Here is a 26,894-nt window from a genome sequence, read left to right as displayed (position 1 = left end):
CTTCGTTCCGGTTCTAAGCCGCGGGCTCCTCGACGGGTGGGTCCAGCGGCTCTCCGCGCATCTTGGACTTGTAGTAGAGCGTCTGCCCTGGAAGGGCGAACACCAGGGTGGGCGGCCAGTGCTCACCAGGAGCAAGCGTCGAGGGATCGCGGAAGCGCCAGGACCCTTCCTCGTCAGGCACCCTGACGAGACCATTGCAGGGAACCAGGAGATTGACGATGCCGATGGTCCCTTCGTCCTGGCCGTCGTCAACACGAACCCAGGGGCGCAACTCCACGGTGCCCGGTTGGCCAGCCTCACGGGCTTCGGCCTGCTCAATCCAAGCGCTCAGGGGAAGGTATTCCTCCATCGTGAACGTGATCGTGTCGCCGCTGGGTATGTCGATGGGCAGCGACAGGTGATCGCGGTTGTAGTGCGGGTCGTCGGGGGCGAGCCTGGCGCTCACGTTGATCTTGGTGTCGTACCCGATGTTCTTCACACTGAACGTGTAGCGGAGTCCCACCGGCATACTCGCTTCGCGCGGTGTCCTGAAGATGTAGTCGCTCTCCCACGGGATACCGGGGGAGTGTTCGACATCCACCTGTCGCAGTGGGGGCCACTGCACGGTGCCGCCGGCCACCGAGATCCTTGGTGCCGCCTCCACGAGCCGAGCCTTCTGGGCGTCGACCGCACCACGTTCCGAGACGGACAGGGCCCGCTCGGCAATGCTGTTCGCGCGGGTGCTGTTGTCGTTGGCTTCCTTGGCCGCCATGAGTGCCCGTTCAGCGGTGTTGCGTTGGAGGATGGCCCATACCCAACTACCGCCGGCGGCCACGGCGGAACCGATGGAGATCCAGGTCGAGGTGTCCACGCGCGGCACGCTACCGAGGCGATCCCTCGAGGTGGAGGCCACGGGACGAATCGTGATCAGAAAGCCACCCAGCAACTGGAGCGCAGTCTCATCCACAGTCTCATTCGCCACCGTTCAGGGACGTTCAGACAGTGATGCAGAGACTCTAGGACCAGCCATCTGAACTGAGGCGAACCGCCCCGAATGCTGACATGCAGAGTTGGAAAGCGTGTTGGGAGCAATCCCTCACGAGTTCGAATCTCGTATCCTCCGCCTTGATCGAAGGCTCGGACCGCTCAGCGGTCCGGGCCTTCGTCGTCGTTCACGGGCGCCTACTCGAAACGACTCGACACGGTACGCCGCGGATCGCGCCATGAGCGCACCACATCGGCCGCCAGTCGCAGGATCGTCCGCACCGATCGAAGCAGCGCGGCGATGAACGCCACGATCCCGAGCGCGACACCACCTCCGGTGACTGCAGGCCTCCACACGCCAGGCTTCCAGACGTTCCCGTCATGTTCCCGGCCCACAGCGCGGAAGTCTGCACCTAACTAGGTGCATCTGCACATTGACTTCGGAACATGTTCCGAAGTAGTGTGGCCACATGTCCACTCTCACCGTGTCGTTCTCCGATCTGTCGAAGAACTCGAAGCGTGTCGCGGACACCGTCGAGCAGGCCCAGCGCATCCACGTCACCAGACGTGACGGTGAGGATCTGTACCTGACCACGGAACGTCACGACCGCCAGCGCGAGGAAACCGCGGATGTCACCGCACGCCTGTTCGCGGCCCTGATCACCAGTGACGAGGGTGCACGCGCTGTTCTCCTCGCCCTCCCCGAGGTCTTCCCCTGGACCCGGCACCTGTCGGCCGAGGAGGTACGGGAGTTCGTCGTCGACCTCGTGGACGCCACCCGAGACGTGGTGGAGTTGGACGTCCACGCCAACCTGCACCGCGTGATCGTCGAGTGGCGGGCCACCGCCAGGATCCTGGCCGACCCCGAGTTGAGCGTCCAGCTCACCGAGCCGCTACCCGGTGACGACCACGGCGAGGTGCTCGCCCCGTGAGCCCCAAGCGTGGAGACGACGTCCCACCGCCACCGATCGGTGACGAGTGGCGGCTGCGATTCGCCACCAACGAAGCCGCCAAGGGGTGGGGCGATCTCTGCACGGAGGCACCGGGGAACACCCGCCGCTGCTTCGAAGCCCTCCGTACCGACCCCCGGTCCACACGTGACCCCGATCGACAGCACCGGCTCCGAGGCCGTCTGGCAACGCGCGTTCTCGGCGGGGACGAGCTACCGCAGTGGGAGTACGAGGTGACCGCCGGCGGGCGCGTACGCTACCTCGTCGACGAACCGGGTCGGACCGTCCATCTCGTCTACGCCTCACCTCGGCATCCCAAGGACACGGACAGCTGACCAGCGGCGGAGCGGATCGATCGAGCCGCGGGCGCCAGGCGGCATGGTCTCCGTTTTGGTCTCATTCACCTCCGTCCGACCAGGTTCAGACACCGTCCAGTGGTTCGCTCCACCGCAGGCCGGGACAGGCATGACCCCCGGCGGACGGCGTTCGGGAGAATTGGAAAGCGTGTTGGGAGCAATCCCTCACGAGTTCGAATCTCGTATCCTCCGCCTTCACGAAGGCCCCGACCGCTCAGTGGTCGGGGCCTTCGCCGTTCCGTGATCGCGGTTGCGGCGGCCCACCGGACCAGCGGAAGGTCGGCAGGAGAACGCGGCCGGTACCGCCGCGCTCCGGACCGTCGCCAGGCCAGAAGATCCGCGAGGGCGGCCGGGTCGCCAACGTCCACTGCCCCGTCGCTGTCGGCGTCGACAACGAGGGCCGACGCGAGGTCCTGGGCCACGGGTGCGTCGGATCGACAACCTCGCCGCTGCGGGGTGTCCGCCCGAAGGTGCCGGGCACCAGATCGACCACCGCGACCGCGCCGGGCTCGGCCGAACAGGGAGTAGCCTGGAGATTACCGAAGGCACTTCGCATGCCGGTACCGGATATTGGCGTCGTCTGCGGCGAACGGCAATGCCGGACCCGACCTCTCGGCCGGGCCCGGGGACAGGCCTTTGATCATGACCACGACCCTCGATCGTGCGACGACGCCCACCGCCACGGATTCCACGGCTCGGCTCTCCCTTACGCCCAGCGGCGTGCGGCCCGGCCGTCTGGACGGAGCCTGGTGGCCGCGCTCGCGCGATCTTCTTCTCGAACTCCCCGCCCTGGCCGCCGAGATCGACGGGCGGTGGGGCCGGATCACCCGGATCACTGTGAACCCCGCGCAGTGGCCCGTCATCCCCCGGCGGATAGCGGTCACTGGACACACCGTCCACGCGGGGTGGTTCACCATCGAACAGGACCTGCACGTGATCACGGTCTGTTCCTACGCCCCCCGCCGGCTGAACCTACTGGTCGTCCCGCCCCAGACGGATGCCGTCGAGGCCGCCCGGCTGATGGCCGAGGCCGCCGATCCCGCGAACACCAGGACCGCGAGCGAGCTGCTCGCCGCCGAGTCGAGCGCCGGTGCGGCCGGGCCGGACGCCGGTTCCGACTTCCTGCCGTCGGCCGTCACACCCTCCACCGGGCTTGGCGAGGCCGACCGGCGAGCCGATCTCGCCCGGAGCCGGGCCGCCTCCTGGCCGGCAACCGCGTAGGCGGCCGGCGGGAGCCGCCCCGGGCCGGGGCCGGGCCTGCGTCACTCGCGTGACCACTCGGTCGCGGCCTGGGGCTCGCCGTCGATACCGGTCCCTTCCCAGAGCCGGACCCGGACTGCCCGGGGGCCCGGCGCGGGTCGGGAGAGGGTCCGAACGAACACGTCCCGGAGGTGGTTGGCCGCCCGCTGCGGCGGACCGTCGTACTCCAGCGGATTCGGCATCTCCGTGTCGTCCTGCCGGGACCAGCGGCCGTCGTCGTCCTGGGTCTCCAGAATCCACCGGTAGCGCTGCATCGTGCCCTCCTTGACAACGCTCCTGCCCTGACACGACCGTACGAGGCGGGCGGGCGGAGGGCGACCGGGGATGTCGGCCGGCAGCTCCGGTGCCACGATGGAACCTGGAGCGGAGGAGGTGGCCGATGTTCGAGGCCGGCGACATCCGGGAGTGGCGCGGCCATGACGTGGTCGACGCCGGCGGGCACAAGATCGGCACGCTGGAGTCCGTCTACGTGGACACCGCGACCGATCAGCCGTCCTTCGCCACGGTCACGGTCGGCCTGCCCACCCGCCGCCGCCTGGTGTTCGTCCCACTGTCCGACGCGACGGTAGGTCCCGGCTACCTGAAGGTCCCCCTGCTCAAGAGCCAGGTGAAACACGCCCCGGGCATCGACACCGACGGCGAACTCCCCGCCGGGGACGAGGCAGCGGTCTTCGCCCACTACGGCCTGACCTACGCACCGGGCACGGGCGGGGAGCGCCGCCTGGCCCGCCGCTAGGAGCCCCTCCGGACCATGAAGGAGGCCGACGATGGCACTGGTGCTGTTGCTCGTCATCGTGGCGATCGTGCTCGGACTGGTCGGTGTCGTCGCCGAGGGCCTGGAGTACCTGCTGTTCATCGGCATCGCCGTACTGATCGTCGCGCTGATACTCTCCGCCGTCCGGTTCCGGCGCGGGGGCCGGTCCGTGAACCGCTGAGTACCGTGCCGGGTCCGGGCCGGACCGGGAGTAGCCTGGGCATCACCGAAGGCACCCCGCATGCCGGCACCGGACACTGGCGTCGTCTCCGGCGAACGGCAATCCCGGGCGTGGCACCGGTCAGGTTCGGAGACGGGTCCTTGATCATGACTGTGATCGACGGCGCGACCCTTGCCGGTCCCGAACCCGCCCTGCGGTTGTGCCTGGCACCGTCCGGCTCGCGAGCCGGACGGCTGGACGGGGCGTGGTGGCCCCGATCGGACGACCTTCCTTTCGAACTCCCCGCCCTGGTCGGCGAACTGGACACGCGGTGGGGCCGGGTCGCCAGGATCACCGTGAACCCCGCCCAGTGGTTGACCGTCCCCCGTCGGATCCCGGTCGCGGGCCACACCGTCCACGCGAGCAGTTTCACCGCTGTGCAGGACCGGCACACGATCTCGGTCCGCTCGCACCTTGCCCGCCGGCTGACCCTGCTGGTCGTCCCGCCGCGGACGGGGGCCGTCGCTGCCGCCCGGCTGATGGCCGAGGCCGCCGATCCCGCGAACACCAGGACCGCGAGCGAGCTGCTCGCCGACGAGCCGTCCGCGAAGGTACCCGACCAGCGGGGGATCGTCTGGCCCGTACGCGACCCCTCGGTCTCGGCCTGGAGCTCCGCCCGGTCGGGCGGCCCGTCGCCCCCCGGCGCTCCGCCTCGGGCCCGCGGCCGACCGGCGGTGACGCCGACCACTGGTGACGCCGCCGTCCGATCCGTCGCTCCTGCGCTCCCGGCGGACCGCCGTCAGTGCTCGGAGCCGCTTCGCAGGTAGGTACCCATGACCTGGAGCCACGCTCCGGGGCCGACGCACGCCTCGATCCGGTGCGGGGTGTCCTCGAAGACCCGCAGGACACGAAGCGCCCCGCTGGAGTGCAGGTCGCACTCGAAGGTGACGCCGTCCGCGCCGTCCTCGTACCGCAGGTCCAGCGGCCCACTCGACGGCTCCGCCGGCGGAGAGCAGCGGCGGGGTGCCGCTCTCAGCGCCACTCGATCAGGAACAGGGTGGCGTCGTCGCTCGTGTGCCCGCCCCGCTTCTCCTTCAGCACGTGGGAGAGCGCCCGCACCACGGCCCGCACCCCCTCCTGCGAACGCTCGACGCGGTTGACCCAGTCGATGAGCTGATCCTCCCCGAACTGTTCCCCGCCGGCCTCGCGCTCCTCGACCAGGCCGTCGGTGAAGCACAGGACCCGGTCACCGTGCCGCAGCACCCGCTCACTGATCACCGGCTCCTCGCCGCCGAACCCGACCGGCAGAGTGGTGACGCTCTCCAGCCGCTCGACGACGACGTGGTCGCGGATCAGCAGCGGACGTGGATGGCCGGCGTTGACCCACTGCAGGTGGCCTCTGACGGTGTTGAGGCGCATCATCTGCGCGGTGACGAAGTGGTCCGGCCCGAACTGCTCCGCGATGGCCCGGTCCATGAACGCGTAGATCTCGGCCAGTCCGATGTCGGCTCGCCTGGCGTGCCGGTACGCGCCGATGGCCACGGTCGCCATGGCAGCGGCGTCCAGCCCGTGGCCCATGGCGTCGATCGTGGCCACGTGCAGTAGGTCGTCGTTCAGCGCGTAGTCGAAGCTGTCGCCGGCCACCTGGTAGGCGGGTTCGAGGATGCCGGCCACGGCGACCCGCGGGGCGGTCATCGCCAGCGGAGGCAGCAGTGACCACTGGATCTCCGCGGCCACGCTCATTGGCTGGAGGCGCCGGGCCTGAAAGATCCGGTCGGTGTAGCCGCTCTTGGTGACCAGCAGATCCGCGACCAGGGAGGCGAAGCGCCGCAGGAGCCGCCGGTCGTCGCCATCGACGTCGTCCAGCGTGAGTGCCAGCACTCCCACCTCGTCCCCGCCGTCCAGCAACGGCAGGTACACCCGCACCCCGTCGCCCTGCGGCACCTCGACGGAGACAGCACGCAGAAAAGCCGCGCCTGCGGGCGAGCCGTCGATCGGCACCGGCTCCCCGGCGGCCAGCCCCCGGCCGGACAGCGGGACCAGCACCAGCTGCCCGTAGTCCTGCAGCAGGAGCACCGGGTCACGGCCGCCGAACCCACGCACCGCGTCGGCGACCAACGGAGCGATCAGCTGGGGCGGAAGCTCGTGGGCCTGGTCGAGCAGCGCGCCCAGCAGGTGTTCGCCGAACCCCTCCGACCGGTCCGGGCGCCGCTCGCCGTCCCTGCCCACCGACGGATCCTTCCTGTCCCGTACGAGTCGGCACGGGCGCGATCAACCCCGGCACTCCGGTGCGGTTCACCGGGCCGGTCCTTCCATTACGCCCGACGGCGACGCATTCCGCCCCCGGTCACGCCCCTCCCCGCGGGGCGACGCCTCCGAGAAATCGGCCCTGCAGACCGTGGGCACGACCCCGATGCGCTGCGCAGACGCCGATCCCGGTCTCCGTTCTGGTCTCATTCACCCCCGTACGGCCGCGTTCAACCGCCGCTCAACCAGACACTTCGCCGCAGGTCAGAACCGGTGCGAGTGCTGGCGGACAGCGCTCGGGAGGAGAATTGGAAAGCGTGTTTGGGGCAATCCCTCACGAGTTCGAATCTCGTATCCTCCGCCTCTGCCAGCCATGGCAGCACGAAGGCCCGGACCGCACAGCGCACAGCGGCCCGGGGCTTCGTGCTGCCTACACGCCCTGGCCGGTTGCGGCCGCCAGCAGGACTTCGGCGGCCTCGGTGCGGACGTAGAGCACGTACCGCCCGCTTCGATGTGCATTCACCAGGCCCGCGGCGCGCAGTGCTGCCAGGTGCTGGGAGACACCGCCGGCCGTGATCCCGGTGCGCCGGGCCAGGTCGGTCGTCGATGCCGGGCTCGCGAGTTCGGCCACCAGCACAGCCCTGGAGCGGCCGAGGACCGATGCCAGGGCGTGTGGGGCACTCGTCCGGCGTTCCCAGAGCGTGGCCACTCCCTGGGGCGGGAAACGCAGCACGGGCTGCCAGGTCGGGCTGGTCACGGAGAAGATCCGGGGCCAGACGAACACCGACGGTACGAGGAGCAGACCCTGCCCGCCGAGGTGTCGGATGCCTTGGGTATGACGGTGCTGGACGTGCAGCGTGTCGGCGTCCCAGGCCACCTTGGGGTCGAGGTCGTTGAGCAGTCGCTGGGCGCCGCCTTCAGCGAGGAGCCTGGCTCGGCGGAGCACGTCGCCTTCCAGCAGGGAGCGCATCCGCGGCCAGTACGGGGCGACGGCGATCTCCCAATAGGCGTGCATGGTCTCGGCGAGTTCCGCCAGGCCGCGGTGCGGATCGTTCAGGAGCGCGTCGATCCGCTCGGAACGCGGTGCCCGCCGACCGCCGAGGCCCGAGCGGAGCTGCTCCGGCGTGGTGGATTTCAGGACGGCGAGCTCAAGTCCGATGTCGGGCACCGAGGTTGTGGGTGGTGGAGCGATGAAGACCGGTATGAGCCGCGGCGGCTGCGGGACGAGGTCGGCCAGCAGGGCCCACTCCAGCCCCGCGGCCGCAAGCCGTGGCCGGACCTCGTCGCTCCACGGCCGGAAGAACGGGTGCTCAGCGGGGTGCTTGATGATCCGGACGCTGGCCACCAGCTCCCACAGAGGCGACAGCGCGAACCTGGTACGGGCCAGATCGCGGGTGGAGAACGCCAGGTTCAGCACGGTGCTTCCTTTCGATTCAGCACAGCCTAAATTCATCGCCCGCCGGGTCGGGCGGGCCGCAGGCTCGCTCCATGACCACGACCGATCGAATGCGGCAGTCCGGCCTGCCCACGCCCGTACCAGGACCACGCCGTTCAGTGCTCCGCAACCAAGGCTTCCGGCTACTGATCAGCGCGGCGGCGGTGAGCAAGCTCGGCACTTCGGTCAACTCGCTCGCCCTCCCGCTGGCGGCGGTGTTCGCCCTGCACGCCTCAGCCGGCCAGGTCGGCCTGCTGGCGATGCTGGGCACCCTCTCCTTCCTCCTGATCGGCCTGCCGGCCGGTGCCTGGATCGACCGGATGCGGAAGCGCCCGGTGATGATCGCCGCCGATCTGGCCCGGGCGGCACTCTTCGGATCGGTGCCGGCCGCCTGGCTGCTGGACGTTCTGACCATCCACCAGCTCTATCTGGTCGCCCTGTTGTCGGGCGCGGCCACGGTTTTCTTCGACGTCGCCGTGCAGAGCCATCTCCCCGACCTGGTCGGACGCGAGCAGCTCACCGACGCCAACTCCCACCTGGTGACGGTGGACGCCATCACCCAGGTCGGCGGCCGAAGCGCCGGCGGCTTCCTGGTCTCGCTGCTGTCCGCTCCCGCGGCCGTCGCCGTCGACGCGGTCAGCTACCTGTGGTCGGCGGCCTGCCTGCGGCGGATCCGCCAACCCGAACCGCAACCGCGACAGCGCGCCGATCGCAGCCTGGCCAGTGAGGTCCGCCAGGGCCTGCGGTTCGTGTTCGGCCACCCGCTGCTTCGTCCGATCGCCCTCGCCGGGGCGGCCACCAACCTGTCCGTCCAGCTCTGCCAGACCGTGCTTCCCGTGGTGTTCGTCCGGGAGCTGGACCTCCCCGGCAGTGCGATCGGTCTGTTCTTCGCCACCGGCGGGATCGGCGTGTTCCTCGGCTCGCTGTCGGCCCGATGGCTCACCCGCCGCTTCGGCGCGGGCCGGGTGCTGTGGCTGATGGGCCTGGCTGTCGCTCCGCTGGGCGTCCTGGTCGCGCTGGTCGACCGTGGCCCAGCACTCTGGCTGGCCGCTGGGGCCTGGCTCGTCACGACCTGCAAGGTCGGCATCGACAACGTGATCAAGGTCAGCTTCCGCCAGCACGCCACCCCCGACCCACTGCTCGGCCGGATGAACGCCACCATGCGTGTGGTCCTCACCGGCTCCCTCACCATCGGCGCCGCCCTGGCCGCCCTCCTCGGCGAGTTCGCCTCCCCTCGTACCGCTCTCTGGATCGGCGCGACCGGCCTCGCCACGGCCTGGATCCCGATCCTCTGCTCCCCCCTCCGCACCACCCGCCACCTGCCCGGACCAGCGCCAGCACCAGCCGACAGCGAGGCACGAGCCTTCACCACCGTCCCCCAGCAGAACCGAGGGTGAGGCCACGGCCGTTCCGGGAGCACGCCCCGCCGCCACCGGCCTGACGCCACTCCCGATCGAACCGGTACACGCCGGAGCGTGCCGTCGAGAAGGCGGTCCGGGCCTGCGTCGTTCGGTGATCAGCACGGCAGCCCACCGTGGGGGTGAATCCTTTCCGGGCCACCCGGCCTCTCATCCATGTGACCGGCGCACAGGCCGGTGGATACCTGGAGGAGAAGAACCATGATGATCGTCGGCATCGCAGTGATCGGCACGCTGCTCGTGGGTGCGTGCACCTGGCACCTGTTGCGGCGCCGGAAGAGCCGCGTCTGACGAGCCCTTTCCGGATACCAGGAGGGCATATGAACCAGAGTCTCCGCTGGCCGGACGCGCGGCTGATCGAAGCCGCCCAGGCCGGCGACGTCACGTCGCTCACCACCGTCGTCGTGGAGTCGCAGCCCCATGTACGCAGGTTCGCGCTGTCCCTGTGCGCCTCGCCGCAGGACGCCGAGGACGCGGCGCAGGAGGCGCTGATCATCCTCTACCGGAAGATCGGCACCCTGCGGGCGACCGGGGCGCTCGCCTCATGGGTGTTCCGGATCGTCCGCAACGAATGTCTTCGGCAGGTGCGGGTGCTCGTCTCCCGTGCCGACGAGGCGTCCGCCGAACCGGAGGCGGGTGCGGAGCCGTCGGCCGAGGAGGCGGTGCTGCGCAGGCTGGAGGCGGAGCGGATCGCGGCCGCGATCGGTGCCCTGCCCCGTGAACAGCGGCAGGTCCTGATCATGCGGGACGTGCAGAACCTGCCCGGCAGGGCCGTGGCCCGCTCGCTCGGTCTGAGCACGCCCGCGATGAAGTCACGGCTGCACAGAGCCCGCGCGGCGCTGCGGCACTCCTTGGCCGTGCCCGATGAAGTCGTCGATCCACCAGTCGCAGGAGCAGGAGAACAATGACCGTGACGCTCATGAAGGCACCAGCGGCGCCCGAGACGGGTTTCGCCAGCAAGTCCGTTCCGCGCCACCTGGCGCGCGGCCTGGTCGGCTTCGGGCTGATCATCGGCTCGATCGCCCTGACTCCCCTGGTCGGCCCGGCCGTCTTGCTGGCGGCGCCGCTCGGCCTGATCCCGCTGCGCGGCTGCCCCGCCTGCTGGACGATCGGCCTGGCGCAGACGATCTCCCGCGGCCGTCTGCAGCGCGAGTGCGTGGACGGTGTGTGCACCCTCACCGCGGCGCGGCGTCCGGGCGGGGAGGCACCGTAGCCGCCTGGACGCCGCATCCACGCGGTGGTGCCCGGGCGGGGCCGGGGCCTTCGGCGTTCCGCGGTCGCCTCAGGACACCGTGGTCGACGGCCCCCCGTCCGCGGTGAGGCCGGTGGCGACGGCGAGGACGGCGAGACGGATGCGGTTGTCCCGGCCCGTCTTCGCCATCAGGTTCGCCACGTGTGTCTTGACCGTGGTGACGCCCAGGTGCAGGCGGTCGGCGATCTCCTTGTTGGACAGGCCGCCGCCGATCAGGCCGAGCACCTCCCGCTCGCGCGGGGTGATGTCGGGCGCCACCGGGACCTCGGCGCGAGAGCCGCGGGACACCCCGACGCGGGCGTCGACGGCGTGGCCGACGAGCCGGTCGAGAGCGTCCCGGCTGAACGGGGCCTCGCCGTCCGCAGCCCGGCGTACGGCGTCGATCAGCTCGGCCGGCGGGGTGTCCTTGACCAGGAAGCCGCAGGCCCCGGCCGCAAGCGCCGGGTAGAGGTGATCGTCGTCGTCGAAGGTGGTGAGCGCGACCACGCGAGCGGCGGGGCAGGCGGCCAGGATGCGGCGGGTGGCGGTGATGCCGTCCATGACGGGCATCCGCAGGTCCATCAGGACGACATCCGGCCGGAGGCGCTCGGCCAGCCGCACCGCCTCTGCGCCGTTGGCCGCCTCGCCGAGGATGTCGATGTCCGGGGCCTGCTCGAAGAGCATGCGCAGGCCCATGCGGACGAGCTGCTGATCGTCGGCCACCAGGATGTGGATCACGGTGTCTGCTCCGGGACTCGTACGGACGCGGGCGGGGCGGGGAGTGCGGCCGCGAGCCGCCAGCCCCGGGGTGTCGGGCCTGCGTCCAGGCGGCCGCCGAACAGGTCCACGCGTTCGCGCATGCCGATCAGCCCGTGCCCCGACGGGCCCGGGGCCGACGGTCCGGGACGACCCGCGCCGTCGTCCTGGAGCGTCAGGTGCACGGCGTCGTCGTCGGCCACCCGTACGGTCAACTCGGCCGTGGTACCGGGGCCCGCGTGCTTGGCCGCGTTCGCCAGGCCCTCCTGGGCCAGGCGGAGCACGGCAAGGCCGCGTACCGCGTCGAGGCGCGCGAGCGCCGGGTCCACGTCCGCGGTGACGGCCAGACCAGTGCGGCGGCTGCCTTCCAGCACCGACTCCAGCACGGTCGGCAGCGCCCCGGGCGTGACCAGGGCGGAGGCCGTCCCGGCTCCCGCGACGCTGTCCGGGTCACGCAGGACGGCCACCAGGCGCCGCAGATCGGCCAGGGCCTCGCTGCCGCTGGAGTGCAGGTCGTCGAAGACCTCGGCGACCCGCGCATCGACGGTGGCGGGGATGACGTGCCGGGCGATACCGACGCGCAGCACCATCGACGAGACGTGGTGGGCCACCAGATCGTGCAACTCGCGTGCGATGGCCGTGCGTTCCACGGCGCGGGCGGCCAGCAGCCGCTGACCGGCCCGGGCCTTCTCCTGGTCCGCGTGCATGCGGGCGGCGCGGGCGGCGTCGCGGGTGACCCGTACGTAGGCGCCCATGAGCAGCGGCAGGCCGGCCACGATGCCCATCTTGTAGAGCACCGAGGGGAGTTCGCCGGGCAGGTCGGCGAGGCGGTTCACGGCGACGGCGAGCGCCAGTACCGTCGCCCCGGCCGCCGGGCGTCGGCCGCACCCCCGTAGGGCCAGCTCGAAGAGGACGACGGCGGCCAGCACCTTCACCGCGGGGACGATGTCCGAGCCGAGGACGTGCGCGGCGACGAGAAGGCCGGACAGCGCGAGCAGCGCGCCGAACGCCCACCGGCCCGCGACCGCACACAGCGCGAGCCCGACCGCGGCGAGGCCCCAGTCCCGGGCGCCGGCGGGCCGGTGCACCAGCAGGAGGTCACCGACGAGCACGCCGACCAGTACCACCGCCCTCACGGCGGCGAACCGTTGATCGAACACGAGCTCAATCCCTGATCGATTCACGCGCTTCACGATAGGCGGGTGCCGCTGCGCCCCGGGTCCTGCGGTGGGAGGAGGCGCCTCCTCCCACCGGCCGCGATGACCGGCCCGCGGGAGGAGCCGGACACCCGGTCCGGACTGCGAGTGTGGTCGCCATGGATACGAACGGGAACGGGATGAACGGGAACGAGAAGACGAACGGCAACGGGAACGCCGGTTCCCTGCACCGGCGTTCCCTCCTCGGCGGCGCGGCCGCCCTCGGGGTGGTGGCGGGCTCGGTCCTCGGCGCGGGCGCACCCGCGGCGAGCGCCGCCCAGGGCGGGTCGCGCGCCAAGGACGGGCGGTTCCAGGGGAAGTCGGTGCTCATCACGGGCGGCACCTCGGGTATCGGCAGGGCCACCGCCCGTGCCTTCGCGGCGGCCGGCGCCCATGTCGGATTCTGCGGCAGGCGGGCCGAGTTGGGGCGCCAGGTGGAACGGGAGATCCGGGACGCGGGCGGCGAGGCCACCTACATCCAGGCCGATGTGCGGGTGGCCGACCAGCTGCAGAACTTCACGGACCGGGTCGCGAGCCGCTACGGCGGCATCGACGTGGCCTTCAACAACGCGGGGATCGGCAGCGGCCGGCTGCCGCACGAGCTGAGCGTCGAGGAGTGGGACGACGTCCACGCCACCAACGCCCGGGGCGTCTTCCTCGCCGTCAAGTACCAGGTCCCGTACATGCTCAAGGCCGGGCACGGCGTCATCGTCTGCACCTCCTCCTCGGCGGCCGACCAGGCCCGGCCGACCAGCGCCGCGTACACCGCGAGCAAGCGGGCGGTGCAGGGCATCGTGAAGGCGGCCGCGCTCGCCTACGGGACCCGGGGCATCAGGGTCAACGCCCTGCTGCCCGGCACCACCGACACCCCCTTCGTCCGCCCGCCCGGCATCCCGGACGAGGCCTGGGCGGCGTACAGGAAGGCGTTCGGCCCGCTCAACATCGACGGCCTGGAGCGGATGGCCGAGGCCGAGGAGATCGCGCGCGCCGTGCTCGGGCTCGCGTCCGACGACTTTCCCTACATGACGGGCGCCTCGGTCGCGGTGGACGGCGGAAGCACCGCCGGCCGGAAGATGGTCCAGCCGAGCCGCGGCTGAGGACGCGGTGGACTCGTCGGTCGATCCGGTGTGCCCGTAACGGCAGGAGCCTTCCGATGCACACGGGAGCACGGGCCGCGACCCCCGGTGCGGCCGTTTCCGCCGGTCATTTCGGCGATCGGGCAGTGGTCCCGGCGGCATTTCCCGGCTCCGGGTGCCGGGTGAACGCGGTGCGATAGGCGCTGGGGGTCAGGCCGGTCCGCCTCCACAGGTGCTGGCGCAGGGAGTCGGTGGTGGCGAGGCCGCTGAGCCCGGCCACCTGGTCCATCGGCAGGTCGGTCGCCTCCAGGAGCTCCTGTGCGCGGATCACGCGCTGGTGGAGGAGCCACTGCAGCGGGCTCAGTCCGGTTTCGTCGTGGAACCTGCGGGTCAGGGTGCGGACGCTGACTGCCGCGTGAGCGGCGAGGCCGGCACGGGTGAGCGGTGCGTGCAGGCGGTCGAGCGCCCACGCGCGGGTCGCGGCCAGCGAGGTGCCCGTCTCGGGTGGCAGCGGGGTCGCGATGAACTGCGCCTGCCCGCCCGGCCGCACCGGCGCCGCCACCACCAGCCTGGCGACGGCGTTGGCCGCCACGGCGCCGTAGTCGGTCCGTACGAGGTGCAGGCACAGGTCGATACCCGCGGACAGCCCGGCGGAGGTCAGGACGTTGCCGTCGTCGACGTACAGGACGTCGGGCCGCAGCTCGACCGCGGGGAAGCGCGTGGAGAACTCCTCGGACATGGCCCAGTAGGTGGTGGCACTACGTCCGTCGAGCAGTCCGGCCTGGGCGAGGACGAAAGCCCCGGTGCAGATCGAGGCGACGCGCTTCCCCTCGGCCGACGCGCGGCGCAGTGCCGCGAGGACACGCGGGTCGATGTCCTCGCGGGCACTGGTCCCGGTCACGATGACGGTGTCGGCGTCGTCGACGGCCTCCAGCCCGTGCGGGACGCCGACCTGCAGGCTCCCGCCGGTGGCGAGGGGACCGGGTCGGGCGGTGCAGACGCGGACCCGGTAGCCGGGGCGGCCGTCGACGACCGTCTCGCCGAGGACGAGCTCCGGGATGGACAGGTCGAAGGTGGTCGCAGGGGGGACGGCGATGACGGCAACCCGGTGCATGGCCCGAACCTCCGGATCTTTGGCATTCGGGCCACTACCTTACGGATCACCCGTGGCGGAGGGTAGAGCCGTCGGGGCGGCCAGCCCCATCTCTTCGACCAGGGAGTACCCGTGCCATTGCACGTCATCGTTGGAGCCGGAGCCACGGGATCGGCCGCGGCGCGCCTGTTGGCGGACGCCGGTGAACAGGTCCGGCTCGTCACCCGCCGGGGCGGCGGACCGCGGCACGAGCGGATCGAACGGGTGGCCGCCGACGCCGCCGATACCGGCCGGCTGACCGAGCTGACCGCCGGGGCGGCGGTCCTGTTCAACTGCGCCATGCCGGCCTACGACCGGTGGCCGTCCGAGTTCCCGCCGCTGGCCGCATCGCTGCTGGCCGCCGCGGAACGCAGCGGGGCGGACTACGTGATGCTCGGCAACACCTACGGCTACGGGCTCGTCGACGGGCCCGTCACCGAGGACCTCCCGATGGTGCCCAACAGCGTCAAGGGGCACGTCCGGGCCCGGATGTGGCTCGACGCACTCGCCGCACACGATGCGGGCCGGGTGCGGGTGACCGAGGTCCGGGCGAGCGACTACCTGGGCGCGGGCGCCTACTCGCCCTTCACGCTCATGGTGGGGGCCCAGGTGTTGAGCGGCGCGCCCGTCGCGTACCCGGGAGATCTCGACGCCCCGCACAGCTGGACCTACACCGGCGACGCGGCGCGCACGCTGGTCGCCGCCGCCCGGAACGAGCGGTCCTGGGGCCGCGCCTGGCACGTGCCGTCCACCTCCCAGGCCCCGGTTCGCGAGCTGGCCGCGGACCTGGCCCTGGCAGCCGGTGCGCCCGCTCCCGACCTGGCACACCTGACGAGGGCCGACCTGGAGGCGATCGGACGGACCGACTCCGTCATGGCCGAGTTCCCGGAGATGCTGTACCTGTACGACCGCCCCGGCCTCCTCGACGCGGCGGACACGGCGGCGATCCTGGACCTGACTCCGACGCCGGTTGCGGCGGTCCTGGACGAGATGGCCGCAGATCGCCGGGCATGAGTCCGACGCCTGGCCGACTGCCCGCCGCGGAAGCGACAGGTGTCAGCCGGCGCCGCAGCGCCAGGTCTGCTTCCGAGGTCAGAAACCAGTTCAGAACCATCCAGCCGTCCACGCCGTTCACCCGATCGGTACACAGGGCGACGTCGGCAGGAGCCGGGCGCGTTATGATCATCTGATGATGATTCCGTGACCGCGATCTCATCCCACGGGTGGTCCCGGACCGATAGCGTCTGAGCGGGACGTGTGAGGCGGGGACGGCCGCGCCGGGGGTCGAGGGGAGCGTGGGCATGCAGCCGCTGGAAGCGGACGATCCGCGGCAGGTGGGCGAGTACCGCTTACTGCGACAGCTCGGGGCTGGCGGGATGGGCCGGGTCTACCTCGGCCGGACGGCGGGCGGGCGGACCGTCGCCGTCAAGGTGGTCCGTCGCGACCTGGCCGGGGATTCCGAGTTCCGCGCCCGGTTCCGTCAGGAGGTCACCGCCGCCCGTCTGGTCGGCGGGGCCTGGACGGCACCGGTGCTGGACGCGGACACCGAGGGCGAGCACCCGTGGGTGGCCACCGGCTACATCGCCGGGCCCGCGCTCGGCGCCGCCGTACGGGAGTTCGGACCGCTGCCCGAACCGGCCGTGCGAACCCTCGGCGTCGGACTCGCCGAGGCGCTCGCCCACGTGCACGGCCTCGGGCTGGTGCACCGGGACGTCAAGCCGTCCAACGTGCTGCTCACCCTGGACGGGCCGCGGCTGATCGACTTCGGCATCGCCCGCGCGCTGGACGCCGCCACCATGCTCACCCGGTCCGGCCAGGTGTTCGGCTCGCCGGGCTTCATGTCGCCGGAGCAGGCGAACGGGCTGCCCGCCGGGCCCGCCGGCGACGTCTTCTCGCTCGGCGCGGTGCTCGCGTACGCGGCGACGGGCACGATGCCGTTCGGCTCCGGGGTGAGCGCGCCCATCCTGCTCTACCGGGTGCTGCACGAGGAGCCGGACCTCTCCGGGCTGGCCGACCCGCTGTACTCCATCGTCCGTGGCTGCCTGGCCAAGGACCCGGCCGCCCGGCCGACCCCCGAGCAGTTGCGGGCCCGCCTGGAAGGCGACGGCTCGGCGGCCGCCCGGCTCGGACACGGGGACTGGCTGCCGTCGGCACTGGCGGCGGCGGTCGGGCGCAGTGCCGTGCAACTGCTGGACCTGGAGGGGGAACGAGGGTCCGGGGAGGGGACGGCCGCGCCGGCTCCGGAGGCGCCGGCCGCCGAGGCCTGGGCTCCCACCGGGGGCCGGACGGTTGCCGAGACGGCGAGGGCCGCGCGAGCGGCCGAGGCGGCGAACGCCGCACCGGGCGGCGGGGTGACCGGGGTGCCCGGGTTCGGGCCGCCGGCCCCACCGGGTTTCGGCCCACCGACCGTCGGGCCGGTCGGCCCGTACTCGCCGACGCCGCCCCCGACCCCGCTCCCGACGCAGCCGCCGGTGCCGGTGCCGGGCTACGGGCCGTACCCTCAGCGGCCACGCGACCGGCGGGGGTACGGCGTCCTGGCGGCCGTACTGGCCGTCGCATTGCTGCTGGGCGGCGGCTACCTGCTGATCGAGCGGCTGCGGGACAACGGCCGACAGGCCGACGCGTCCGGCCCCGCACCGACCGCCCCGGCCGGGGACAGGACGGCACCGACCGCCCCGGCTTCGAAGAGCCCCGAGTCGACCGGTGACGGCTCCGACCCGTCCGACGAGAGCTCCGAGCCCGGCGCGGCCCCCACGGACCCGGGGCCGGGCATCGTCCCCGCGAAGTTCCTCGGGACGTGGGTCGGCGAGCTCATGGCTGCCAACGGGGACGTCACCACTCTCACCCTGACCATCGCCCAGTCGGCGAAGAGCGAGGAGAAGAGCAGGATCCGCGCCGAGACACCGAAGACCGGCACCTGGTGCGAGGGCGCGTGGACGCTCACCGACGCCGACGAGACCAAGGTCTCCTACGCGTCCCGGATGACCGGCACCTCGGCCGGTGAGAAGTGCGTCGCCGACCGGTCGGTCTACCGGGTGATCACGATGCAGCCGGACGGCACCCTCCGCTACAGCATGGACCTGCTCAAGCCGGACCAGTACCTGGTGCTGCGGAAGAAGGGCTGAGGCGCGGCCGGGCGGGCGCGCCGTACGCGGACCGACAGGACACCGCCGGGCACGCGGCCCGGCGGCTACAGGTAGCGGTAGACGTCGCGGCGGTTGTCGGGTGCCATGCCCCAAACGATCAGTCGGCCACCCCCGATCGTGCAGACGGCCCGGCGGTTCCCCGCCCCTGGGACGCCGGCCTGCGCTGCGCCCTTGGAGGGGCTCGGGCCGGACCGGGCGACGTGAAGCGGGTCAGGCCGCCCGGGCCCGGGCCCGGCAGAGGTCGATCAGCCGTTCCCAGGCGGGCACCGGCTTTCCGGTCTGGGCGGCCATGAGTGTGACGGCGACCAGGGCGTCGAGCGCCAGGATGGGCTCGGCACCGTCCGAGTCCGGTGCCCGGAGGCCGCCGAAGTCGTTCACGTCGTCCGCGAGGGCCTCCAGCCGCGGGTCGTCGCGGTCCCAGTCGGCGGCCTGGTCGCAGGTCAGGTAGAGCCGCTGGAACGCCGGGTCCTCGAACATCGCCTGCTTCTGCAGCGCCCACCCCGGCACCTGGTCGGGGTACTGCGCCACGAGCAGGATCCAGGTGTCGCGTTCCGTGCGGACCGTCGCCGGGCTGAGGCCGATCTCCTGGAGGCGGTCCAGCAGGACCACGACCTCCTCCGGCAGGAACAGGCGGTCGCCGCCGGTGAGTTCGGCGATGCGGCTGCGGCGCCGCTTCAACTCCCTGATCTGCTGCTTCAAGTCGTCGTCGATCGCCGCGACCGACTCGGAGAACCGCGCGGGCGAGGCCCCCATCAGCTCCTCGATCCGCGCCAGCGGGACGCCGGCGTCCGACAGCGTCCTGATCCGCACCAGGGTGACGACCGCGTCGGCCCCGTACCGCCGGTAGCCCGAGACGTCGCGCTCCGGCTCGGGCAACAGGCCCTTCTGGTGGTAGTGGCGGACCGCCCGCACCGTCACGCCCAGATAGGCCGCGACCTGGCCGATCGTCAACACGCTCGATCCCCCGAAGCACTTGCGAACGGACCGCTTGACCTTGACCCTGCGTCAGGGTCGGACGATCTGCTCATGAACACGACGCCGACGTATCGACAGGCTACCGAAGCCGCCCTGGCCCCACCCGCCGCGATCACCGCAACCGGCCTTCGCAAGGCCTACGGCGACCACCGCGTCCTGGACGGCCTCGATCTGACCGTCACCGCGGGCACCGTCTTCGCCCTGCTCGGCCCGAACGGGGCCGGCAAGACCACCACGGTGCAGATCCTCTCGACGCTGATCGCGGCCGACGGCGGCCAGGCGCGGGTGGTCGGCCACGACCTGGCCCACGACCCCGGCGGGGTGCGGGCCTCGATCGGCGTCACCGGCCAGTTCTCGGCCGTGGACGGTCTGCTGACCGGCCGGGAGAACCTCATCCTGATGGCGGACCTGCACCACCTGGGACGGGCCGAGGGCCGGCGCCGCGCCGACGCGCTGCTGGAGCGGTTCGACCTGGTCGAGGCCGCGCGCAAGCCCATCTCCAGCTACTCCGGCGGCATGCGGCGGCGGCTCGACCTGGCGATGACCCTGATCGCCGACCCGCGTCTGATCTTCCTCGACGAGCCGACCACCGGCCTGGACCCGCGGAGCCGCCGCGACCTGTGGGAGATCATCCGCGGACTGGTCGCCGACGGGGTCACGATCTTCCTGACCACGCAGTACCTGGAGGAGGCCGACCAGCTCGCGGACCGGATCGCCGTCCTCGACCAGGGCCGGCTGGTGGCCGAGGGGACCGCGGCCGAGCTCAAGCGGCTCGTCCCCGGCGGCCACATCCGACTGCGGTTCGCCGACCCGGTCCGGCTGGAGGCCGCGGCCCGGATCCTCGACGTGACCTCCCGCGACGACGACGCACTGACCCTGCAGATCCCGAGCGACGGCGGTGTCGAGTCCCTGCAGACCCTTCTCGACCGGCTGCGGGCCGCGGCGATCGTCGTCGAGGAGCTCTCGGTGCACACCCCGGACCTCGACGACGTGTTCCTCGCCCTGACCGGGAGGCCCGACGACGACCGCAGCCTGTGCAGCACCGGCGCCCGCGCCGCCGACGCCCACCGCGCCGACGCCCGTACCACCGGCGCCCGTACCGCCGGCGCCCGCGCCACCGACGCCCGCGCCACCGACAAGGAGACCGCCGCATGAGCACCCCGACCCACACCCGGACCGGCACCCGCACCTACGCCCTGACCGACACGGCCACCATGCTGCGGCGCAACCTGCGGCACACCCTGCGCTACCCCTCCATGACGCTCGGATCCGTCTTCGGCCCGGTGATCATGCTGCTGCTGTTCGTCGGGGTCCTGGGCAGGACGCTGGGCTCCGGACTCGCCGCGGCGGGCGGGCACCACGGGGGCGGGTACGTCGACTACATCGCACCCGGAATCATCATCATGGCGGTGGCCTCGGGCAGCATGGCCACGGCGGTGGCGGTCTGTGTGGACATGACCGAGGGCATCGTCGACCGGTTCCGCACCATGCCGATCGCCCGGGGTTCGATACTGACCGCGCACGTGATCAACAGTGTGATCACGACGGCGGCCAGCACGGCATCGGTGATCGCCGTCGCGATGCTCCTGGGCTTCCGGCCCACCGCCGGCCTCGCCGCCTGGGCCGCCGCGGCCGGGCTGCTCCTGCTGCTGACCTTCGCCCTGACCTGGCTGGCGGTGGCGATCGGGCTGGTGTCCCCGACCCCCGAGGCGGCCAGCAACAGCCCCATGCTGATCGTGTTCCTCCCGTTCGTCGGCAGCGCCTTCGCCCCGGCCGGCTCGATGCCGCCCGGCATCCGCCAGTTCGCCGAGTACCAGCCCTTCACCCCCGTCATCGAGACCGTCCGGGGCCTGCTGACCGGCACCCCGATCGGCCACAACGGCGTCATCGCGATCGCCTGGTGCATCGCCATCGCCCTGGGTGGCTACTTCTGGGCGCGCGCCGGGTTCACCTCCCACCGTGCCCGCTAGCCCCGGTCGGGCACCCCGCCCGAAGTACCGGTGGTCAGAGCCGCACGATGACCAGGGCGGTGTCGTCGGTGGCACCGCCGGTCGGGAGGAGGTCGTGCAGGAGGGCGTCGGCGAGGGGTTCGGGGGCGAGGCCGCAGTGCCGGGTGAGGGAGCCGGCGAGGCGGGCGAGGCCGGTGTCGATGTCCTCGCGGCGGCGTTCGACCAGGCCGTCGGTGTAGAGGACGAGCATGTCGCCCTCCTCGAACGCGATGGCGGCCTCGGGGCGGGGGACGTGTTCGGGGCGGGCGCCCAGCGGGGGGTCGGTGGCCTGGTCGAGGAAGACGACGGTGCCGTCGGCGTGCAGCAGCGCGGGCGGGGGGTGGCCGGCACTGCTGTACGTGATGGTGTGCGCGTCCCAGTCGATGTGCGTCTCCACCGCCGTGGTGCTCTCGGCGCCGTCGACCGAGCGCGCGTACAGGCCGAGGACCTCCAGCGCCCGGGCGGGACCGTCGGCGACCAGCGAGGCCGCGCTCAGCGCACTGCGGAGCAGGCCCATGACGCAGGCGGCCCGCAGACCGTGCCCGACGACGTCACCGACGGCGACCCCGATCCGGTCACCGGTCAGGTCGACCAGGTCGTACCAGTCACCGCAGACGTTCAGCGCGCCCACGGCGGGCCGGTAGCGCACGGCGGCCCGGTGGTGGCCGACCGGCCTCGGGGCGGGCAGCATCGCCGCCTGCAGGGCGAGGGCCACCTCGCGCTCCCGGGCGTGGGCCTGCCGCAGCCGGTCGTTGATCACCTGCAGCTCACGGGCCCGGGTGTAGAGCTCGGCTTCGAGGACACGGGCCCGGCTGCCGTCCTGGCCGCCGCGGGCCTTGATGAGCTCGGTCACCTCCTCCACCCGGTGCACCAGCAGGACCACCCGGCCGTCCGGCCCGAGCACCGGGGCGTTCACCGGGCTCCAGTACCGCTCCGTCCAGGTGCCCGGCCGCTCCCGGGACTCGACGTCGTACCGCTGCAGGGCCATGGCATCGCGCTCCCCGGTCTCCAGCACGCGGGTGAGCGAGGCGAGCAGGTTCCGCGCACCGGTCGCATCGGGATCGTTCGGGTTGTCGGGGAAGACGTCGAAGAGGTAGCGGCCGATCAGCTCCTCACGTGAGCGGCCGGACATGCGCACGAACTCCCGGTTCGCGTCCGCGTAGACCAGCTCAGGGGTCAGCAGCGCCACCATGCCGGGCAGTGCCTGGAACATGGCCGCGTAGTCGATGTCCGCACCGGCGCCCTTCATGCTCAGCCCGCCTCACCGTGCACCACGTGATCTGGTTCAACGATAGGAGCAGGAGCAGGGGAGCCGCCGGACGAGCGGCATCCGGGGCCGCGGTCCGGGGGATCGGATCCCGCCCGGGGCGGTCCGCCGACCGCCGCCCGGGGAAGCCGCCGAGGACTGCGCCGGGGCTGGCGGCGGCCCTCCCGCCAGGAGGAATTGACCCGTGATTTCGGTGCAGAAATGCACCCGGCACGGGGGTCGATACCTCCGTAGATTCATCGTCATGACGAACCCCACCGCACCCGCCGCCACCACCGCCAAGACCCCCCGGGTCAACTTCGCCAAGACCGCCCCGAAGGCCTTCAAGGCCCTGATCGCCTTCGACTCCGCCGCCCGTGAGGGCCTCGACCCGGCCCTGGTCGAGCTCGTCCAGATCCGCGCGTCCCAGCTCAACGGCTGCGCCTACTGCCTGCACATGCACACCTCCGACGCGCGCAAGGCCGGCGAGAGCGAGGAGCGGCTGCACATGGTCGCGGTCTGGAAGGACGCCGCGCACTTCTTCACCGCGAAGGAGCAGGCCGCCCTGGCCCTCGCCGAGGCCGTCACGCTGATCGGCCAGGGCGGCGTGCCCGACGCCGTCTACGAGCGGGCCGCCGCGCACTTCGCGGAGGAGGAGCTGGCCCGGCTGCTGGCCCTGATCTTCACCATCAACACCTGGAACCGGATCGCCCTCAGCACCGCCAAGGTCCCCGGCACCGACGAGCGGGCGGCGGGCTGACGGCCTCGGCCCCGGCCGCGAAGGAGCGGCCCTCAGGCCCCGTCGCGGTGGAGCGCCTGGACCTCCTCGTAACCGGGCACCTCGGCGGTGACGGGCCGCCCGGCCCGGACGGCGGTGGCGGCGTCCACCGCGGCGGCCAGCGCGGCCCGGTAGAGCAGCGAGCCGAGGCTGACCCGGGCGACGCCCAGCGCGGCGAGGTCGGCGAGCGCGGGGCCGGCCGGGGAGTGGAGGACGTTGAGCGGGACGGCGAGCCGCTGCACCAGCGCGCCGATGGCGCCCGGGTCGGCCAGGCCGGGCACGAACACGCCGTCCGCTCCCGCCTGTTGGTAGGCGGCGAGGCGGTGCCCGGCCTCCGCCTGCGGCCGGTCGAGCCGCAGCCAGTACGGGTCGGTCCGGGCGTTGACGAAGAGCCCGGGCGCGGCGGCCTTCACCGCGGCGATCTTCGCGGTGTGCAGGGCGACGGGCGCGAGCGTGCCGTCCGCGCGGCCGTCCTCCAGGTTGATGCCCGCCACCCCGATATCAGCCAACTCGACTGCCAGATCGGCGACTTCGGCCGGATCGTCGCTGAAGCCGCCCTCGACGTCGACGGAGAGCAGGAACCGCCCCCGGGCGAGGCGCCGAGCCAGGCGGAGGGTCTCCTCGCGGGTGGCCGCCACACCGTCGGGCAGGCCGGCGGCCGCGGCCACCCCCAGGCTGGTGGTGCCGATCGCGGGAAAGCCCTGCTCGGCGAGGGCGGCGGCGGAGCCGTGGTCCCAGGCGTTGGGGAGCACCAGGGGTGCGCCCGGGCGGTGGTGGAGCTCGGCGAAGCCGTTCATGATCCGACCTTCTCCTGACGGGTCGGGCCGACGACGGCGTCCGCGCCGCCGGCCGGGGCAACTGCGAGAAGCGGCTCCTCAGTGGACGCGACCTCGGACGCGCCGTACAGGACCTCGGACGCGCCGTGCAGGATCCCTGCGGCGAGGGCGAGGGCGTGCTCGCGTCCGGGGCAGACCCGGGGCGCGGCGCCGAAGGCCAGGGCCGGTGCTCCCGGGCATCCCGTCACCGCGGCGGCGGTCTCCAGGACGACCTCGGTGCCGGCCGGGATCGCCACCGCGCCGACGGTGGTGGCGCGGACGGCCTGCCGCCGCATCGCCCGGACCGGCGGGTCCCGGCGCAGCGTCTCGGCGAGCAGCCCGGCCACGGGCGCCCCCAGGGCGGCGGCGCGGCGGGCATGCTCGACCAGCCGCCCGGTGGCGTCGCAGGCCTGGACGAGGAGGCCGATCCGGTTGGCCGCGTGTTCGGGCGAGGCCTCCCCGGAGTCGGGGAGCATCCGGGGCAGCAGCCAGGCCACCGCCGCGTCGGCCTCCCCGTCCTCGGGCCGGTCGGCGAAGTACGCCCCGGCCACCACCGCGACCGCCCGCGCCACGGCCTGCGGCTCGGCCAGCCCGAGGGCCTCTGCCAGGACCCGGACGGCCCGCAGCCGGGCGTCCCCCTCGAAGCCCGCGGCAGCGGCGAGCCGCAGACGGGCGGGGTCGAGGCGGGCGAGGTCGGCCTCCACCAGGGCGCGGCGCCCGGCGTGCGCCTCGCCCGCGCTGAACCGTGCCACGGTGGCGCGCAGCCAGGCCACGCCGCCCGGCGGTCCGGGCTCGGCGGGCACCGGCACCAGCGCGGGGTCGGCGAGGGCGGCCGTCACATCGTCGTACCGGTCGAGGACAACTGCGGTGGTGGTCATGGGGCCCACGCTAGGGGCGGAACGTTTCGGCCCTGGCCGAAACGTGGCTGCGGCACGATGGGGGCATGTCGCTAGCCCAGTTCGCCGGACTGCTCGCCGATCCGACCCGCGCCGCCTTCTGCACCGCGCTGCTCGACGGCCGCGCCTGGACGGCGGGCGAGCTGGCCCGGCACGCCGGGGTCGCGCCGTCCACGGCCAGCGAGCACCTGTCCCGGCTGATCGCCGGGGGCCTGCTGGCCGAGGAGCGGCAGGGGCGCCACCGGTACGTGCGGCTGGCCGACCCGGCGGTGGCCACCCTGATCGAGGACCTCTCGGCGTTCGCGGAGTCCGCCTCCTCCGGGCGGGCTCGGCCGCGCACGCTGCGCGAGTCCACCCGGCTGAGCGCCGAGGCGCGGGCTCGGACGTGCTACGACCACCTGGCCGGCCGCCTCGGGGTGGCGGTGTCGGACGCCGTGCTGGAGCGGGGCCTGGTGGCGGACGACGCGGGCCTCGCGGTGACCGGGCTCGGCCAGGCGTGGCTGGCCGGTATCGGCATCGAACTGCCGCCCCGGGCGGGCCGCCGGAGCGCCCGCCCGGTCGTCCGCAGCTGCCTGGACTGGACGGAGCGCCGCAGCCACCTGGGCGGGGCGCTCGGGGCCGCCCTCTGCCGGACGGCCCTGGACGGGGGCTGGGTGGAGCGGATCGGCACCGGGCGGGCGCTGCGGGTCACCGCGGCCGGCGACCGCGCGTTCCACGAGCTGCTCGGCGTGCGGCTCGACGCGGCGCCCGGTGCCGACCCGGGCCCGGCCGGCTGACGCGCCGCCCCGCTGCCGTGGGCTCCACAGCCCTCAGCCCATCGTCTTCGCGCCGTCCAGCGACTCCCGGATGATGTCCGCGTGCCCGGCGTGCTGCGCCGTCTCCGCGAGGATGTGCAGCAGCACCCTCCGCACCGACCAGCTGGCGCCCGGCTCGAACCAGGGCGCCGCCGGCAGCGGGTGGGTGTGGTCGAGGTCGGGCAGGGTCGAGACCAGCTCATCGGTCTCGTGCGCCACCCGCTCGTACTCGGCGAGCAGCCCGGCCAGGGTCTCGCCGTCCGCCATCAGGAACTGGCCCTCCCAGTCGACCGGCTCGCTCTCCATCCTCTCCGCGCCGCCGACCGCGAACCGCATCCAGCGCTCCTCGACCCCGGTGACGTGCTTGATCAGGCCGCCCAGGCAGAGCGCGCTGACCGTGGTGCGCTGGGCGGCCTGCGCGTCGGTCAGGTCGCGGACGGTGTAGCGCAGGAAGCCGCGGTGCTTGTCCAGCGTCCGGACCAGCTCGGCGCGCTCGCCGCTCATCAGGCGTCCGCCATGACGGGCATGTCCCCCGCGGTCTTCCCCAGGTCGATCAGGCCGAACGCCGCGCCCTGCGGGTCGCCGACCGCCGCGAAGCGACCGAACGGGCTGTCCATCGGGCCGAAGAACAGCCGGCCGCCGCCCGCGGTCACCCTGGCCACGGCGGCGTCGCAGTCGTCCACCGCGAAGTAGACGCTCACGTACGACGGCGCCTCGGGCGGGAGGTCGTCCGGTCCCACCTTCATCCGGCCGAGCGCGGGCTGGCCGCCGACCTGGAAGATCTTGTAGTCGACCTGATCGGTGTCCATCCGCTTCACGCTGAACGGGAAGACCGCGGGGAAGAAGGCGTCCGCCTTGCCCGGCTCCCTGGTGAGCACCTCGGCCCAGGTGTACGCGCCCGGCGCGCCCTGCTTCTCGAAGCCCTCGTGGTTGCCGGCCTGCCAGACGCCGAAGGCGACGCCGGCCGGGTCCTTGCCGATCACCATGGTGCCGAAGTCGCCGACCTGCATCGGCCCCATCAGCACCTCGCCGCCACTGGCGCGGATCCGGTCCGCGGTGGCGGCCGCGTCCGGCGAGGAGAGGTACAGGCACCAGGCCGACTGCGCCTCCTGGCCGGGCATCGGCGGGACCACCGCGGCCACCGCCTTGCCGTCCGAGTAGGCCGTCGTGTAGTTGCCGAACTCCGACGAGCTCTCGCCGAAGGTCCAGCCCAGCACGTCGCCGTAGAACGTCTTCGCGCCGTCCAGGTCGGTGAACATCGCGTCGGCCCAACAGGGCGTGCCTTCAGGTAGCGCGGCCATCTCTCTGCCCTCTCATGTGAC

General features: G+C 72.7%; 28 protein-coding genes and 2 pseudogenes. 17 read left to right on the top strand and 13 right to left on the bottom strand.

Going from position 1 to position 26,894, the window contains the following annotated elements; all coding sequences use genetic code 11:
* Positions 1–13: 13 nt before the first annotated feature.
* On the bottom strand, positions 14–850 hold the full coding sequence (locus ACGFZP_RS10520; RefSeq protein WP_392930721.1) for a hypothetical protein: 837 nt from the start codon (positions 848–850) through the stop codon (positions 14–16).
* Positions 851–1,433: 583 nt separating this feature from the next.
* Here ACGFZP_RS10520 and ACGFZP_RS10515 point away from each other — a divergent pair.
* From ACGFZP_RS10515 to ACGFZP_RS10505, 3 genes and pseudogenes are all read left to right on the top strand, one after another.
* Positions 1,434–1,895 carry a prevent-host-death family protein gene (locus ACGFZP_RS10515; protein ID WP_392930719.1) on the top strand — a complete coding sequence of 154 codons (462 nt, stop codon included), beginning with the start codon at positions 1,434–1,436 and terminating at the stop codon, positions 1,893–1,895.
* Between the two features lie 709 nt (positions 1,896–2,604).
* Positions 2,605–2,679 (top strand): annotated as a pseudogene (locus ACGFZP_RS10510) (hypothetical protein); the annotation flags it as partial.
* Positions 2,680–2,911: 232 nt separating this feature from the next.
* Positions 2,912–3,490 carry a DUF5994 family protein gene (locus ACGFZP_RS10505; protein WP_392930717.1) on the top strand — a complete coding sequence of 193 codons (579 nt, stop codon included), beginning with the start codon at positions 2,912–2,914 and terminating at the stop codon, positions 3,488–3,490.
* 41 nt (positions 3,491–3,531) lie between these two features.
* On the opposite strand, the gene ACGFZP_RS10500 is transcribed toward ACGFZP_RS10505, so the two are convergent.
* Complete coding sequence (locus tag ACGFZP_RS10500) at positions 3,532–3,783, bottom strand: hypothetical protein (RefSeq protein ID WP_392930715.1); 252 nt, start codon at positions 3,781–3,783, stop codon at positions 3,532–3,534.
* A gap of 125 nt (positions 3,784–3,908) precedes the next feature.
* Between ACGFZP_RS10500 and ACGFZP_RS10495 the strand changes: the two genes are divergently transcribed.
* From ACGFZP_RS10495 to ACGFZP_RS10485, 3 genes are all read left to right on the top strand, one after another.
* Positions 3,909–4,265, top strand: a complete 357-nt coding sequence (locus tag ACGFZP_RS10495) for a PRC-barrel domain-containing protein (protein WP_392930713.1) — start codon at positions 3,909–3,911, stop codon at positions 4,263–4,265.
* A 31-nt stretch (positions 4,266–4,296) separates the two neighbouring features.
* Positions 4,297–4,464: a hypothetical protein gene (locus tag ACGFZP_RS10490; protein WP_392930712.1), complete on the top strand. Its 168-nt coding sequence runs from the start codon at positions 4,297–4,299 to the stop codon at positions 4,462–4,464.
* A 146-nt stretch (positions 4,465–4,610) separates the two neighbouring features.
* A complete protein-coding gene (locus ACGFZP_RS10485; RefSeq protein ID WP_392930711.1) occupies positions 4,611–5,270 on the top strand; it encodes a DUF5994 family protein in 660 nt (219 codons plus the stop codon).
* Here the strand turns inward: ACGFZP_RS10485 and ACGFZP_RS10480 are convergent.
* The 3 genes from ACGFZP_RS10480 to ACGFZP_RS10470 all read right to left on the bottom strand — a co-directional run bounded on the left by ACGFZP_RS10480 (position 5,243) and on the right by ACGFZP_RS10470 (position 8,107).
* Positions 5,243–5,485, bottom strand: coding sequence for a hypothetical protein (locus ACGFZP_RS10480; RefSeq protein WP_392930709.1), 243 nt, complete (start codon positions 5,483–5,485; stop codon positions 5,243–5,245). The genes ACGFZP_RS10485 and ACGFZP_RS10480 overlap by 28 nt on opposite strands.
* The gene (locus ACGFZP_RS10475; RefSeq protein ID WP_392930707.1) at positions 5,476–6,672 is read right to left on the bottom strand and encodes a PP2C family protein-serine/threonine phosphatase; all 1,197 of its coding nucleotides are present in this window, start codon (positions 6,670–6,672) and stop codon (positions 5,476–5,478) included. The genes ACGFZP_RS10480 and ACGFZP_RS10475 overlap by 10 nt, the downstream gene beginning before the upstream one ends.
* 448 nt (positions 6,673–7,120) lie before the next feature.
* The gene (locus ACGFZP_RS10470) at positions 7,121–8,107 is read right to left on the bottom strand and encodes a DUF5937 family protein (protein ID WP_392930705.1); all 987 of its coding nucleotides are present in this window, start codon (positions 8,105–8,107) and stop codon (positions 7,121–7,123) included.
* A 137-nt stretch (positions 8,108–8,244) separates the two neighbouring features.
* Here ACGFZP_RS10470 and ACGFZP_RS10465 point away from each other — a divergent pair, with 137 nt between their 5' ends.
* The 4 genes from ACGFZP_RS10465 to ACGFZP_RS10450 all read left to right on the top strand — a co-directional run bounded on the left by ACGFZP_RS10465 (position 8,245) and on the right by ACGFZP_RS10450 (position 10,756).
* A complete protein-coding gene (locus ACGFZP_RS10465) occupies positions 8,245–9,522 on the top strand; it encodes an MFS transporter (RefSeq protein ID WP_392930703.1) in 1,278 nt (425 codons plus the stop codon).
* A gap of 222 nt (positions 9,523–9,744) precedes the next feature.
* Complete coding sequence (locus tag ACGFZP_RS10460) at positions 9,745–9,834, top strand: LPXTG cell wall anchor domain-containing protein (RefSeq protein WP_392930702.1); 90 nt, start codon at positions 9,745–9,747, stop codon at positions 9,832–9,834.
* A 29-nt stretch (positions 9,835–9,863) separates the two neighbouring features.
* Positions 9,864–10,451, top strand: a complete 588-nt coding sequence (locus tag ACGFZP_RS10455; RefSeq protein ID WP_392930701.1) for an RNA polymerase sigma factor — start codon at positions 9,864–9,866, stop codon at positions 10,449–10,451.
* Between the two features lie 11 nt (positions 10,452–10,462).
* On the top strand, positions 10,463–10,756 hold the full coding sequence (locus ACGFZP_RS10450; RefSeq protein WP_392930699.1) for a hypothetical protein: 294 nt from the start codon (positions 10,463–10,465) through the stop codon (positions 10,754–10,756).
* A 69-nt stretch (positions 10,757–10,825) separates the two neighbouring features.
* Here the strand turns inward: ACGFZP_RS10450 and ACGFZP_RS10445 are convergent, their stop codons facing one another.
* Both ACGFZP_RS10445 and ACGFZP_RS10440 read right to left on the bottom strand, forming a co-directional pair.
* A complete protein-coding gene (locus ACGFZP_RS10445; RefSeq protein WP_392930697.1) occupies positions 10,826–11,512 on the bottom strand; it encodes a response regulator in 687 nt (228 codons plus the stop codon).
* Positions 11,509–12,690, bottom strand: a complete 1,182-nt coding sequence (locus ACGFZP_RS10440; protein WP_392930695.1) for a sensor histidine kinase — start codon at positions 12,688–12,690, stop codon at positions 11,509–11,511. Before ACGFZP_RS10440 ends, ACGFZP_RS10445 begins: the two co-directional genes overlap by 4 nt.
* A gap of 155 nt (positions 12,691–12,845) precedes the next feature.
* Between ACGFZP_RS10440 and ACGFZP_RS10435 the strand changes: the two genes are divergently transcribed.
* Positions 12,846–13,823, top strand: a complete 978-nt coding sequence (locus ACGFZP_RS10435) for an SDR family NAD(P)-dependent oxidoreductase (RefSeq protein ID WP_392930693.1) — start codon at positions 12,846–12,848, stop codon at positions 13,821–13,823.
* 106 nt (positions 13,824–13,929) lie between these two features.
* Here ACGFZP_RS10435 and ACGFZP_RS10430 read toward each other — a convergent pair whose 3' ends face one another.
* Positions 13,930–14,916 carry a GlxA family transcriptional regulator gene (locus ACGFZP_RS10430; protein WP_392930691.1) on the bottom strand — a complete coding sequence of 329 codons (987 nt, stop codon included), beginning with the start codon at positions 14,914–14,916 and terminating at the stop codon, positions 13,930–13,932.
* Positions 14,917–15,027: 111 nt separating this feature from the next.
* Between ACGFZP_RS10430 and ACGFZP_RS10425 the strand changes: the two genes are divergently transcribed.
* Together ACGFZP_RS10425 and ACGFZP_RS10420 are read left to right on the top strand one after the other, a co-directional pair.
* Entirely contained in the window at positions 15,028–15,948 is a 921-nt protein-coding gene (locus ACGFZP_RS10425; RefSeq protein WP_392930689.1) for an NAD-dependent epimerase/dehydratase family protein, read from the top strand.
* Between the two features lie 287 nt (positions 15,949–16,235).
* Complete coding sequence (locus ACGFZP_RS10420) at positions 16,236–18,059, top strand: serine/threonine-protein kinase (protein WP_392930687.1); 1,824 nt, start codon at positions 16,236–16,238, stop codon at positions 18,057–18,059.
* 231 nt (positions 18,060–18,290) lie between these two features.
* On the opposite strand, the gene ACGFZP_RS10415 is transcribed toward ACGFZP_RS10420, so the two are convergent.
* A complete protein-coding gene (locus ACGFZP_RS10415; RefSeq protein ID WP_392930685.1) occupies positions 18,291–19,034 on the bottom strand; it encodes a MerR family transcriptional regulator in 744 nt (247 codons plus the stop codon).
* A gap of 72 nt (positions 19,035–19,106) precedes the next feature.
* Between ACGFZP_RS10415 and ACGFZP_RS10410 the strand changes: the two genes are divergently transcribed.
* Positions 19,107–20,210: an ATP-binding cassette domain-containing protein gene (locus ACGFZP_RS10410; RefSeq protein ID WP_392930683.1), complete on the top strand. Its 1,104-nt coding sequence runs from the start codon at positions 19,107–19,109 to the stop codon at positions 20,208–20,210.
* Complete coding sequence (locus ACGFZP_RS10405; protein ID WP_392930682.1) at positions 20,207–21,025, top strand: ABC transporter permease; 819 nt, start codon at positions 20,207–20,209, stop codon at positions 21,023–21,025. The genes ACGFZP_RS10410 and ACGFZP_RS10405 overlap by 4 nt, the downstream gene beginning before the upstream one ends.
* Positions 21,026–21,059: 34 nt before the next feature.
* Here ACGFZP_RS10405 and ACGFZP_RS10400 read toward each other — a convergent pair whose 3' ends face one another.
* Positions 21,060–22,292, bottom strand: a complete 1,233-nt coding sequence (locus tag ACGFZP_RS10400) for a PP2C family protein-serine/threonine phosphatase (protein ID WP_392930680.1) — start codon at positions 22,290–22,292, stop codon at positions 21,060–21,062.
* Between the two features lie 262 nt (positions 22,293–22,554).
* On the opposite strand from ACGFZP_RS10400, the gene ACGFZP_RS10395 reads away from it, so the two are divergent.
* A complete protein-coding gene (locus ACGFZP_RS10395; RefSeq protein WP_392930678.1) occupies positions 22,555–23,049 on the top strand; it encodes a carboxymuconolactone decarboxylase family protein in 495 nt (164 codons plus the stop codon).
* 50 nt (positions 23,050–23,099) lie between these two features.
* Here ACGFZP_RS10395 and ACGFZP_RS10390 read toward each other — a convergent pair.
* Positions 23,100–24,760, bottom strand: a pseudogene (locus ACGFZP_RS10390) (isocitrate lyase/phosphoenolpyruvate mutase family protein); the annotation flags it as partial.
* A 65-nt stretch (positions 24,761–24,825) separates the two neighbouring features.
* Here ACGFZP_RS10390 and ACGFZP_RS10385 point away from each other — a divergent pair.
* The gene (locus tag ACGFZP_RS10385) at positions 24,826–25,554 is read left to right on the top strand and encodes an ArsR/SmtB family transcription factor (RefSeq protein WP_392930676.1); all 729 of its coding nucleotides are present in this window, start codon (positions 24,826–24,828) and stop codon (positions 25,552–25,554) included.
* Positions 25,555–25,587: 33 nt separating this feature from the next.
* On the opposite strand, the gene ACGFZP_RS10380 is transcribed toward ACGFZP_RS10385, so the two are convergent.
* Both ACGFZP_RS10380 and ACGFZP_RS10375 read right to left on the bottom strand, forming a co-directional pair.
* Entirely contained in the window at positions 25,588–26,076 is a 489-nt protein-coding gene (locus ACGFZP_RS10380; protein ID WP_392930674.1) for a DinB family protein, read from the bottom strand.
* Positions 26,076–26,873: a VOC family protein gene (locus ACGFZP_RS10375; RefSeq protein WP_392930672.1), complete on the bottom strand. Its 798-nt coding sequence runs from the start codon at positions 26,871–26,873 to the stop codon at positions 26,076–26,078. The genes ACGFZP_RS10380 and ACGFZP_RS10375 overlap by 1 nt, the downstream gene beginning before the upstream one ends.
* Positions 26,874–26,894: the final 21 nt, after the last annotated feature.

Origin of the sequence: Kitasatospora sp. NPDC048239 (genome assembly GCF_043202015.1) — a bacterium.
In the GTDB taxonomy this organism is placed as follows: Bacteria; Actinomycetota; Actinomycetes; order Streptomycetales; family Streptomycetaceae; genus Kitasatospora.
This window is presented reverse-complemented; position numbering and strand designations above follow the sequence as displayed.

What these genes read in the sequence shown, in the direction of transcription:
- ACGFZP_RS10515 (WP_392930719.1), top strand. Translation starts at nt 1,434, where the DNA reads ATGTCCACTCTCACCGTGTCGTTCTCCGATCTGTCGAAGAACTCGAAG.
- ACGFZP_RS10505 (WP_392930717.1), top strand. Translation starts at nt 2,912, where the DNA reads ATGACCACGACCCTCGATCGTGCGACGACGCCCACCGCCACGGATTCC.
- ACGFZP_RS10500 (WP_392930715.1), bottom strand. Translation starts at nt 3,783, where the DNA reads ATGCAGCGCTACCGGTGGATTCTGGAGACCCAGGACGACGACGGCCGC.
- ACGFZP_RS10495 (WP_392930713.1), top strand. Translation starts at nt 3,909, where the DNA reads ATGTTCGAGGCCGGCGACATCCGGGAGTGGCGCGGCCATGACGTGGTC.
- ACGFZP_RS10490 (WP_392930712.1), top strand. Translation starts at nt 4,297, where the DNA reads ATGGCACTGGTGCTGTTGCTCGTCATCGTGGCGATCGTGCTCGGACTG.
- ACGFZP_RS10485 (WP_392930711.1), top strand. Translation starts at nt 4,611, where the DNA reads ATGACTGTGATCGACGGCGCGACCCTTGCCGGTCCCGAACCCGCCCTG.
- ACGFZP_RS10460 (WP_392930702.1), top strand. Translation starts at nt 9,745, where the DNA reads ATGATGATCGTCGGCATCGCAGTGATCGGCACGCTGCTCGTGGGTGCG.
- ACGFZP_RS10455 (WP_392930701.1), top strand. Translation starts at nt 9,864, where the DNA reads ATGAACCAGAGTCTCCGCTGGCCGGACGCGCGGCTGATCGAAGCCGCC.
- ACGFZP_RS10450 (WP_392930699.1), top strand. Translation starts at nt 10,463, where the DNA reads ATGAAGGCACCAGCGGCGCCCGAGACGGGTTTCGCCAGCAAGTCCGTT.
- ACGFZP_RS10435 (WP_392930693.1), top strand. Translation starts at nt 12,846, where the DNA reads ATGGATACGAACGGGAACGGGATGAACGGGAACGAGAAGACGAACGGC.
- ACGFZP_RS10430 (WP_392930691.1), bottom strand. Translation starts at nt 14,916, where the DNA reads ATGCACCGGGTTGCCGTCATCGCCGTCCCCCCTGCGACCACCTTCGAC.
- ACGFZP_RS10420 (WP_392930687.1), top strand. Translation starts at nt 16,236, where the DNA reads ATGCAGCCGCTGGAAGCGGACGATCCGCGGCAGGTGGGCGAGTACCGC.
- ACGFZP_RS10410 (WP_392930683.1), top strand. Translation starts at nt 19,107, where the DNA reads ATGAACACGACGCCGACGTATCGACAGGCTACCGAAGCCGCCCTGGCC.
- ACGFZP_RS10405 (WP_392930682.1), top strand. Translation starts at nt 20,207, where the DNA reads ATGAGCACCCCGACCCACACCCGGACCGGCACCCGCACCTACGCCCTG.
- ACGFZP_RS10400 (WP_392930680.1), bottom strand. Translation starts at nt 22,292, where the DNA reads ATGAAGGGCGCCGGTGCGGACATCGACTACGCGGCCATGTTCCAGGCA.
- ACGFZP_RS10395 (WP_392930678.1), top strand. Translation starts at nt 22,555, where the DNA reads ATGACGAACCCCACCGCACCCGCCGCCACCACCGCCAAGACCCCCCGG.
- ACGFZP_RS10385 (WP_392930676.1), top strand. Translation starts at nt 24,826, where the DNA reads ATGTCGCTAGCCCAGTTCGCCGGACTGCTCGCCGATCCGACCCGCGCC.
- ACGFZP_RS10380 (WP_392930674.1), bottom strand. Translation starts at nt 26,076, where the DNA reads ATGAGCGGCGAGCGCGCCGAGCTGGTCCGGACGCTGGACAAGCACCGC.
- ACGFZP_RS10375 (WP_392930672.1), bottom strand. Translation starts at nt 26,873, where the DNA reads ATGGCCGCGCTACCTGAAGGCACGCCCTGTTGGGCCGACGCGATGTTC.